This window comes from Brevundimonas sp. (genome assembly GCF_036402095.1).
Classification (GTDB): domain Bacteria; phylum Pseudomonadota; class Alphaproteobacteria; order Caulobacterales; family Caulobacteraceae; genus Brevundimonas.
This window is the reverse complement of sequence record NZ_DASWTO010000023.1, coordinates 21,381-30,801: the sequence shown is the minus strand read 5'-3', so window position 1 is coordinate 30,801 and position 9,421 is coordinate 21,381. Positions and strand designations below refer to the sequence as shown.

Genomic DNA, 9,421 nt, shown 5'->3' with positions numbered 1-9,421 from the left:
AGGACCACGACCGGCGGGGCGGCGGCCACGGTCGGTGGGGCGACGTGGACCTCGGGCGCGGCGACGTGGATTTCCGGCCCGGCGACATGGACCGGCGGCGACTGCACATAGACCGGAGGGGCCTGGACGTAGACCGGCGGGGCGGCGTGGACGACCGGCGGCTCGACATAGACTTCGGGCGGCAGGACGTGAATTTCCGGCGCGGCGACGCGCACGGGCGGCGGGGCGACCTCGATGCGGCGGCGCCCGGCGTAGTGGTCGCGCGCGTCGTAGTAGCTCTCCGATCGCTCGTGGCGCTCCTCGTAGTACGACTCCGACCGCTCGTACCAGGCGTCTTCCCGCGCGTAACCGTAGTGGCGCGGCGGCGGGGCGCAGTCGCATCCGCGGCGGAAGCCGGGGGCGCCGCGCCAGCCGATGTACTCGCGGCCGAAGCCGCGCACGACGTAGCCGAAGGGCGCGCTGACCGGAGCCGGCCCGAGACGGTCGATGGCGCCGTACCAGGCCTCGGAGTAGCCGTAGGCGCCGCCTTCGGCGTATCCGCCGCCGCCGACGTAGACCGTGCCGCCGCCGCCGCCGCGCCCGTAGGCGCCGCCGCTCCAGGTGCGCGCATTCAGCTCGCTGCGGGCGCTGGCCTCGGCATAGGCGCGGGCGTGCGCGTTGACGTTGACGTTCACATTGGTCGAACCGCCGGGGTGCGGGGGACGGTGGGGCGGACGATGATGACCGCCACCGCCGCCGCAGCCGCCGCCGCAGCTCTGCGGACCCCCCGGTCCTCCCCGCTCGCCTGCGAAGGTCGGCCCCGCCGCCATAAGGAACACGGCCGCGGTGGTTGCGACCAGAGGGTGTATCGGCATGGGACAAACTCCTTCAACTGGAAGGAGAGCGAGCAAGGGGCAAGCCGCGCCGGGTCCCTGCAAGGGACACTCGCCCAAGGGCGGCTCGGCGCCCCCCGGCGGTCGCGGCGCAGGTTCCGGCAGCTCAACTGCACGGCCAGCCGGGTTGCTCTCAGGGGGGCGCGTCTAGTCCTCCGCCGATCGCTCACGGGACGGAACTATCGAGGATATCCATCAAGTCGCGCATGTGGCGGCGTCTTGTCGAGAATGTAGAGCCGGAAATGTAGAGGCTGGGCCTGTGGCGTCCGGCGCCGCCGGAGGCTATCTCCGCCGCATGTCCCGCTACGACCTCTCAACCCGCCTGGGCCGCCTGAAGGCGCGCTGGGACTATGTCTGGAAGGACCACGCCTTCCTGCGGCGGTGGTTCATGAACGCCCACTGGCTGGGGCCGGACCTGGTGCGGACCAACCAGCCGTCGCCGCGGCAGCTGGCGTACTGGAAGGGGCAGGGGATCCGGACGGTCATCAACCTGCGCGGGGCCCGGGACGAGGCCTACTACGCGCTGGAGAAGGACGCCTGCGCGCGGCTGGGCCTCACCCTGATCGACGCGCCGCTGGACAGCCGCGATCCGCCCCAGAAGGACCGCATCCATCGGGCGCGCGAGCTGTTCCGGACCATCGACTATCCGGTGCTGATCCACTGCAAGTCGGGGGCGGACCGGGCCGGGATGATGGCGGTGCTGTACCGGCCCTTCCACCTCGGCGAGCCGATCGCGGAGGCCATCCGCCAGCTGGACAAGAAATACCTGCACCATCGCGAGGGGCTGACCGGGGTGCTGGACTACACGCTGGAGAAATACCTGAAGGAGGTCGAGCCGACGGGGGTGAGCTTCATCGACTGGGTCGACAGCGAGGCCTATGACCCGAAGGCGATCCGGGCCGAGTTCAAGGCGCAGTGGTGGGGCACGCTGCTGACCGAGAAATTCCTCAGGCGGGAATAGGCCTCAGGGGCGCGGTTCGGCGTCGGGGGCGCGGCGGGCGGCGCTGTCGGCCGGAGTGACGGGGTCGTTCCAGGCGGTGTCGCTCTCGCCCGGCAGGGCGGTCGGCCGGTCGGACGGCTTGCGGCGCACGGCCCAGACGACGATGCCCACGCCGAGCGCCAGCAGGGCGAGGACGATCAGGGTGGTGGTGGTCATGGGCGGGCCCTCCGTAGCGTGGCTGTCGGAGGGAAAGCGCGTCAGCCGCAGGCCCGTTCCGCTACTGCCCGTCGCCGCGGGGGTCGATCAGCCGGTGGGCGTGCAGGATGAAGTACCTCATGTGAGCGTTGTCCACCGTCGCCTGCGCCCGCGCCTTCCAGGCCTTGCGGGCCTCCTCGTAGTTGGGGAAGGCGCCGACGAACTCGACCTTGGACAGGTCGCGGAACACGGGCTTGTCGAGATGGCGCAGCTCGCCGCCGATGACGAGGTGGAGCAGCTGGGTGGTTTCGGTTTCGGCGGTCATGGGCGTTCCGGGCAGGGAGGGATCACGGCGCGAGCGGAATAGGCGCTGTGCGCCGCACGATCAACGGGTGAAGGGCCGGGGCGGCGCAGACGAGGCTGTTCTGCCGCGGGTCGGGGCGGTTGAAGCGCCACGCGCCGCCGTGGTGGTCGCTGACCTTGCCGCCGGCCTCCTCGACGATCAGGGCGCCGGCGCAGACGTCCCAGTCCCATTTCGGCGTCAGGGCGATGGCCGCGTCGAAGGCGCCGGCGGCGACGAGGGCCATGCGATAGGCGATGGCGTTGCGTTTCTCGTAGCGCATCGCCGGCCACGGCTCAGGCCAGTGCGGGCCCTCCATCAGGCGGGCGTCGGCCAGCACCGAGGCGTCATCGAGATCGGCGGTGTCGGACGCAGTGATCGGCCGGCCGTTGAGGCAGGCTCCACCGCCGAGCACGGCGGTGAAGGTCTCGCCGAGGGCCGGGGCGTGGATGACGGCGGCGACCGGGCGGCCGTCCTCGACGACGGCGATGGGAATGCACCACCACGGCTTGCCCTTCATATAGGCGACGGTGCCGTCGATCGGATCCACGACAAAGATGCGCCGGGCGCCGAGACGGTCGGGGGTGTCGGCGGTCTCCTCGGACAGCCAGCCATGATCCGGGCGGGCGCCGAGCAGCGCTTCGCGGAGCAGGCGGTCGACCGCCATGTCGGCCGAGGTGACGGGCGAGCCGCCCGACTTGGACCAGACCTTGAGCCCGGCCTCGCGCTCGGCGAGGGCCAGCTCGCCGGCGGCGAGGGCGGCGGCGCGGATCAGGTCGAGGTCGGCCGCCGGACTGGTCATTTCCCGGCGATGGCGACCGCGTCGAACATCAGGGACGGGCTGTTGTTGGCCCCGCGGAACTCGAGGTCCGAGCCGCGCTGCATCCGCGCATACAGATCGGTCAGCTTGCCGGCCACGGTGATCTCGCTGACCGGCCAGGCCACGGCGCCGTTCTCGAACCAGAAGCCGGAAACCCCCGCCGACCAGTCGCCGGTGTTGGCGTTCAGGGACGGGCCGAACATCGAGGTGACCAGCAGGCCGGCCCCCGCATCGGCCATCAGGCCGTCGAGATCGCGGTCGCCGGGCTCGAGATGCAGGTTGTGGGTCGACACCCCGGGCGGGCCGGCAAGGCCGCGCGAGGCATGACCGGTCGAGGCGAGGCCCAGCTGGGCGGCCGCGGCGCTGTTCAGCAGCCAGGTGGTCAGGACGCCGTCGTCAATGATTGATTGGCGGGTCACCGCCACGCCCTCGTCGTCGAACGGGGTCGAGCCGAGGCCGCGCGGACGGAAGGGATCGTCGATCAGATTGGCGCCCTGCGGCAGCACGGCCTGGCCGAGCCGATCCTTGAGGAAGGAGGTCCCGCGGGCGATCGACGGACCGGAGACGGCGCCGATCAGCGGCGACAGGATCTGCATGGCCAGGCGGTTCTCGAAGATCACCGGGGCGGTGGTCGAGGCGATCTTGCGCGGCCCCGTGCGGGCGACGGCGCGGCGGCCGGCCTCGGCGCCGATGCAGTCCGGGGCGGGCAGGTCGGACAGGTGTCGCGCGGCGCGGTGCTCGCCGCCCCGCTCCATGGCACCATCCTTCTCGGCGATGACGCCGACGCCCAGCGAGAAGGCGGAGCCGTGGTAGGCGCCGTCGAAGCCGTGCGAGGTGACCAGGCGCCACCGGCTCGAGGAGGCCGAGGCGTGGCCGCCCTCGGAGCGGGCGACGCCGGGCACGGCCAAGGCGGCGGCCTCGGCCTCGGCGGCGACCGCCTCCAACTCGGCCGCGGAGCGCCCGGACGGGTCGAACAGGTCGAGGTCGGCGAACGGGCCGCGGGCGAGGCGGTCCTGCGGGGCGAGACCGGCGTATGGGTCCTCGGGCGCGAGCCGGGCCATGGCCACGGCGCGCTCGACGAGCCGGGCGCGGGTGGCGTCGGACAGGCCCGAGGCGGAAACGGTGGCCTGGCGGCGGCCGATGAAGACCCGCAGGCCAAGGTCCCGGCTCTCCTCGCGCTCGACATCCTCCAGCGCGCCGTTGCGGACGCCGACGGAGAGGGCGGCGCGCTCGGCGGAGACGGCTTCGGCGGCGTCGGCGCCGGCCCTCAGCGCGGCGGCGACCAGATCGGACAGAATGTCGGGGGAGGCGGACGGCGGCAGGCTATCAGACATGCCCCGATATGGCCGGGCGGCCCCGGCGACGCAACCGGCGTCAGGCGATGAAGGGGCCCGCGATCAGCAGGACGGCGGCGACGAGCAGCGGCAGCCACGTCAGGGTCATGCCGACCACGCGCGCCGGCGGCGGACCCTTGCCGAAGGCGAGGCCCAATGGATGGATCACCCGGCCGAGCAGGAAGGCGGCGCCCACGAGGTGGATGATCCAGGTCTGCCAGCCGATCAGGGCCAGCAGGATCAGGGCCCCGATGGCGACGGGCGTATACTCGGCGGCGTTGCCGAAGCGACGGGCGGCTACGATCATCACCTCATCGCCGCCGTCCCCGAGAATGACCCGCTGGCGTCGGCGGGTCATGACGACCCGGACCGACAGCACAATGAGAACAAGGATGAGAAGACCGCTCCAGAAGCCCGCGGCGTGCAGAGCGATCATCCCGGCCATGGTCAGTTCTCCCGCGCCACCGGATAGAGACGGTAGCGGTCATCATAGAACGGGGTTCGCTCATAGAACCACTGCAAACGCGCATCGCCGTCGGCGGCGAACGCCGGCTCGGCCGCCAGCTTCGCCTCGAATTCGGCCTTCAGGGCGGGGTCGGCGGCGAGCATGCGCTCGGCCAGGGGGGCGATGGCGTAACCCTCGATGTATTCGACGCGACTGAGAACCTCGGGGAACAGCCCCCAGGCGAAGAAGCTCTCGGACGACTGCGGCTCAAGCAGCAGCACCACGATGTCGCCGAGCGGCTGGTCCGTCGGCACGCGCACCGAGCCGGCCGGGAAGCTCCAGTCGCGCCGCTCGGGCGTGACCGAGGTGACGGTTACGGGGACGTGGCCCTCGTTGGGGCGGGTGGCCAGCTTCGGATCTTCGAGGCGCAACATCTCGACGGAAACCGTGCGGGGCGCGTCCAGCGCCTCCATGGTCACGCCGTGGAGGCGCAGGCGCTCGATGATGTCGGCCCGGTGGGCCGGCACCCAGTAGGCCTCGGGCCGCTTCAGCATCAGGGTCGGATGCGAGGAGTAGAACGGCAGATTCCAGAGCTCCGGGTCCGGCTCGCCCAGCCAGCGTATTTCCTGCCGGCCCGAGGCGGGGCTGTCGTACATCTCGTAGCGGATGCCCTTGAAGGCGCGGGTAGTCGAGGGCTGCGCGTCCTGCACGAAGTTGGCGGGGATGTCCGCCGGACGCAGGGCGCTGTCGGCGGCGATGGCCGCGCGCAGGCCGGACCCCTCGGCGGCCAGGGTGCGCAGGGCCTGTTCGAGAAAGACATAGGTTCCGAGCACGCGCTGTTCGTGCGGCTTGAGGCTGTGGTTCTCGATCAGGATGGTGGGGACGTGGGCGGCCGAGCCCCAGCCGTTGGAGAAACGCTCGCCGAGACCGCCGTCGGACAGGCCGCTCTTCGGGTCGCCGTCGAGACCGAAGACCAGTTCACCCGGAATATGGCCCTGCGCCTCCAGAGCCGCGTTGACGGCCGGCTTGAAGGCGGAGTCCAGCCAGCGCGCCGTGGCGGGGGAGCGTGAGTATATGCCGTTTTCGCCGTTGTATCCGTAGGTTACATCGTACTGGTAATCCATGCCGTCGGTGACGTGGATGTCGACGTAGAGGTCGGGGCGGTATTTGAGGATCAGGCCGCGCACGGCCCGCATCTCGGGCTGGTCCAGCTTGAGGTAGTCGCGGTTGAGGTTCTGGTTGGTCGCCGTAGTGCGCCAGCCCTGGATGCGCGGACCGCGCTGGTTGGGGCGGCTGTAGGCCGAGGCCCGCTCATGGCCGTCAACCGACAGGATGGGGATCAGGATGAGGTTGACCCGGTCCAGCAGGTCGTCCCTGCCGTTGAAGGCGATGTCGCGGAGCAGCATCATGCCCGCGTCCTTGCCGTCGATCTCGCCCGGATGGATGCCCGCCTGGGCCAGCAGCACAGGCTTGGCCGGATCGAAGGCCGCGCCGTCCTTCGAGGCGATGACGGCGTAGATGGGCCGGCCCTCGGGCGAGACGCCGAACTGCTCGATGCGGATCAGGTCGGAGGCGGCGTCGAGGCGGTCGAACCAGGCCCGGGTATCGGCGTAGCCGGGGCTGAAGTCATGGGCCGGATCGGCCTCGAACGGCGTCACCCACGGATCCGAGGCGTCGCGCAGCAGGGCCCGGCTGCCGCCGTCCCACGCCGGGGCCGGCGGCAGGAAGGCCTGGTCCCAGGGGGCGGCGTTGGGAACGGACGGGGACGCGGACTGGGACATGACGGGACTCGACACGAGGGCCGCACAGGCGGCGAGGATCAGGGTGGAGCGCATGGTCTCCCTCATCCGCCGTCCGCTCGCTGGTGGCAAGTCCGTATGGCGGAGCCTAGCCATGCAGGCGCGACCGGGCCGTCGGTTCGAGGCGCAGCCGCTGGATCGACCGCTCCGTGAAGACGTCGCACGCCGCGTCGGCCGCCATCGGGTCGGCGAAGGCGGCGAGCCAGACGAGCACCCGCTCGCCCTCGCGCACCGGCAGGCGCGGGAAGGTGTTGGTCCCGGCCTCGGTGACCAGCGCCGCGACCGGGCCGGCGCCGGCGTTCCGCAAGGCGCTGACCGCCACGTCGCGGAACCGCCGGGGCAGGGAATCGTGCGGGCCGTCCAGCGCGTGCACGCCGGCGAGAACCCGACCCGGCCCCGGACCGCGGGCCCCGCGCGGCCCTCTTTCGCCGGGCGCGGGCACGGCGATTCCCCCGAGCGGCGTCAGCAGCAGGACGTCGTCGGAATCGATCATCGTGGCGTTGGCCGCGTCGCGGTTCGCCTGCCAGACCGGGCCGGAATAGAAGGCCTCGAGCGAGCGCCGCCGCGCCTCCATGTCGGGAAAGGCGCGCAACCAGACGAAGCGGTCGGGATCGTCGAGGTCGCGGAACTGGCCGATCAGGGTCATGCCCAGCGCTTCCTGGCTGTCGACGAATTCCCGTTCGAACAGGTCGATCAGGACGTCCCGCCGGCCCGGATGCAGCGTGTACTGGCGCAGTTCGACAATCACGCCGCGGCCCTCGAGAAGTCCATGACCCAGTTCAACTCCCAGGTCGCGCCGGCATCGTATGAGAAATGCTGCTCCCAGCGGGGCGCGCCGGAGCCGATGCGGGACCATTCGTAGCGGGCGACGACGGGGCGGCCGCCGTCGGCATCGGGCCCCTCAAGGCGGCAGCCGTCCCCCTGAAAACGGCCGACGACCGGCGGAGAGAGGCGGCCGTCGCGGTCGCTGATCCAGTAGATGGACCAGTCGCCGACGGCGAGGTCGAGGGTGCGCAGGGCCACGCCGCGCCAGCCGCGGGCAGGGCAGTCATGCTGTTCGATGTTGCTGATTCCGCCCATGCGCGGCTCGGTGAAGGCCGTGCCGTCGAACGCGTCCCAGTCGTCGGCACCCACCCCGCGGGTCAGAAGCCTGCGGTGCCGGACCGTCCAGCGGCCGAACAGGAAGTCGAAGTCGTGAACGGCGGCGGATTCGACGGGGAGGGCGGTCATGGGCGGTCTTCCTTCTCGCAAGGGGAGGCGAGAGGGATAGGCGGGGTAAGCTGACACCCGCTGTCAGGATTTATCGGCTATCGTAGAAAAATGCGCGCCAGCCGACTGCTCTCCATCCTGCTGCTGCTCCAGACCCGGGGACGGATGACCGCCGAGGCGCTGGCGGCGGAGTTCGAGGTGTCGGTGCGCACCATCTATCGCGACATCGACCAGTTGAGCGCGGCCGGCGCGCCGGTCTACGCCGACCGGGGCCGGTCCGGCGGGTTCCAGCTGCTGGACGGCTACCGCACGCGACTGACCGGCCTGACCGACGCCGAGGCGGAGACGCTGTTCCTGGGCGGCCTGTCCGGGCCGGCTGCGCAGATGGGCCTGGCGGGCGCGGTCACGACCATGCAGCTGAAGCTGCTGGCGGCCCTGCCGCCGGAGCGGCAGGCGGCGGCGGAGCGGCTGGCGGGGCGGTTCCACCTCGATCCGGTGGGCTGGTATCAGGCCGGTGACGAGGCCGGACGCCTGCCGGCCATCGCCCAGGCGGTGTGGAGCAGCCGGCGCATCACGGTGCGCTACGAGAGCTGGAAGGGCGAGGTGCGGCGCGAGCTGGAGCCGCTGGGCCTGATCCTGAAGGCCGGGCTTTGGTACCTGGCGGCCCGCCCCGGCGAGGGAGGGCGCCGCGAGCCGCGCACCTATCGCGTGGCCAACATCCTCGACCTGACGGTCGGAGAGACGTCGTTCGAGCGGCCGGCCGGTTTCGATCTCGCGGCCTGGTGGGCGGAGGCGTCGCGCCGGTTCGAGGCGGAGATCTTCACCGGTCAGGCGACGCTGCGGCTGTCGAAGGAGGGGCGGAAGCGGCTGGCGCGGCTGGGCGTGGAACAGGCCCGCATCGCCGCAGCCCTCGACGCCTCGGCCGGCGACGGCTGGGCCGAGGCCGTGGTCCCGATTGAATCGGTCGAGCACGCCGCGGTCGACTTTCTGCGCCTCGGCGCCGAGGCCGAGGTCATGGCGCCGGAGGCGTTGAGGGCGGAGATGCGCCGCACGGCCGAACGGCTGGCGGCGCTCTATCCGGCGTGACGGCTCAGCGGTCGCGCTTGGCCTGGAGCCTTTCGACCGTGCGCTGGGCCTCGTCGCGGCGGCGGGTCAGCTCGGCGATCTCGGCGGTCTGGGCCGGCGTCAGGCCGCCGTCCTGGCCCTCGGCCGCCGCCTGGATGTCGGCGATCTGCCCATCCAGTTCCGCCACCAGGTCCTCGGCCTCATAGAGCCGGTTCGTCTCGGCGGTGCTGAGGCGCGGGCGGGGCGGCGACGCGCGGCGCGGCGCTCCCCGGCCCGTCAGGACCTGCGCGTCCGCCGTGACCGGAAGCGAGATGACCGGCATGGCGGTGGCCAGGGCGATGGCGACGACGAGGGTGCGTTTCATGAAGGCCTCTCCGGGAAGGGAACCGAACCCTGTTTGTA

General features: G+C 71.7%; 12 protein-coding genes. 2 read left to right on the top strand and 10 right to left on the bottom strand.

The genetic code is table 11. From position 1 onward, the window contains the following. A partial coding sequence (locus tag VGD32_RS01880) for a hypothetical protein (RefSeq protein WP_331030207.1) occupies positions 1-854 on the bottom strand: 854 nt, incomplete at its 3' end. Positions 855-1,167: 313 nt separating this feature from the next. On the opposite strand from VGD32_RS01880, the gene VGD32_RS01875 reads away from it, so the two are divergent. Next, positions 1,168-1,833, top strand: a complete 666-nt coding sequence (locus VGD32_RS01875; protein ID WP_331030206.1) for a fused DSP-PTPase phosphatase/NAD kinase-like protein — start codon at positions 1,168-1,170, stop codon at positions 1,831-1,833. Positions 1,834-1,836: 3 nt separating this feature from the next. On the opposite strand, the gene VGD32_RS01870 is transcribed toward VGD32_RS01875, so the two are convergent. The 8 genes from VGD32_RS01870 to VGD32_RS01835 all read right to left on the bottom strand — a co-directional run bounded on the left by VGD32_RS01870 (position 1,837) and on the right by VGD32_RS01835 (position 7,975). Further along, entirely contained in the window at positions 1,837-2,028 is a 192-nt protein-coding gene (locus VGD32_RS01870) for a hypothetical protein (RefSeq protein WP_331030205.1), read from the bottom strand. Between the two features lie 61 nt (positions 2,029-2,089). Continuing rightward, the gene (locus VGD32_RS01865) at positions 2,090-2,332 is read right to left on the bottom strand and encodes a DUF4170 domain-containing protein (protein WP_331030204.1); all 243 of its coding nucleotides are present in this window, start codon (positions 2,330-2,332) and stop codon (positions 2,090-2,092) included. A gap of 22 nt (positions 2,333-2,354) precedes the next feature. Next, a complete protein-coding gene (locus VGD32_RS01860) occupies positions 2,355-3,149 on the bottom strand; it encodes a 3'(2'),5'-bisphosphate nucleotidase CysQ (protein ID WP_331030203.1) in 795 nt (264 codons plus the stop codon). Continuing rightward, on the bottom strand, positions 3,146-4,501 hold the full coding sequence (locus VGD32_RS01855) for a TldD/PmbA family protein (protein ID WP_331030202.1): 1,356 nt from the start codon (positions 4,499-4,501) through the stop codon (positions 3,146-3,148). The genes VGD32_RS01860 and VGD32_RS01855 overlap by 4 nt, the downstream gene beginning before the upstream one ends. 40 nt (positions 4,502-4,541) lie before the next feature. Continuing rightward, positions 4,542-4,946, bottom strand: a complete 405-nt coding sequence (locus VGD32_RS01850) for an MAPEG family protein (protein WP_331030201.1) — start codon at positions 4,944-4,946, stop codon at positions 4,542-4,544. A gap of 2 nt (positions 4,947-4,948) precedes the next feature. After that, on the bottom strand, positions 4,949-6,781 hold the full coding sequence (locus tag VGD32_RS01845) for a M14 family metallopeptidase (protein ID WP_331030200.1): 1,833 nt from the start codon (positions 6,779-6,781) through the stop codon (positions 4,949-4,951). Positions 6,782-6,833: 52 nt separating this feature from the next. Next, on the bottom strand, positions 6,834-7,493 hold the full coding sequence (locus tag VGD32_RS01840) for an NIPSNAP family protein (protein WP_331030199.1): 660 nt from the start codon (positions 7,491-7,493) through the stop codon (positions 6,834-6,836). After that, positions 7,490-7,975, bottom strand: coding sequence for a DUF1579 domain-containing protein (locus tag VGD32_RS01835; RefSeq protein WP_331030198.1), 486 nt, complete (start codon positions 7,973-7,975; stop codon positions 7,490-7,492). Before VGD32_RS01835 ends, VGD32_RS01840 begins: the two co-directional genes overlap by 4 nt. A gap of 90 nt (positions 7,976-8,065) precedes the next feature. Here VGD32_RS01835 and VGD32_RS01830 point away from each other — a divergent pair, with 90 nt between their 5' ends. Next, positions 8,066-9,040, top strand: a complete 975-nt coding sequence (locus VGD32_RS01830; RefSeq protein WP_331030197.1) for a helix-turn-helix transcriptional regulator — start codon at positions 8,066-8,068, stop codon at positions 9,038-9,040. A 4-nt stretch (positions 9,041-9,044) separates the two neighbouring features. Here VGD32_RS01830 and VGD32_RS01825 read toward each other — a convergent pair whose 3' ends face one another. After that, positions 9,045-9,383, bottom strand: a complete 339-nt coding sequence (locus VGD32_RS01825; RefSeq protein WP_331030196.1) for a hypothetical protein — start codon at positions 9,381-9,383, stop codon at positions 9,045-9,047. Positions 9,384-9,421 lie beyond the last annotated feature (38 nt).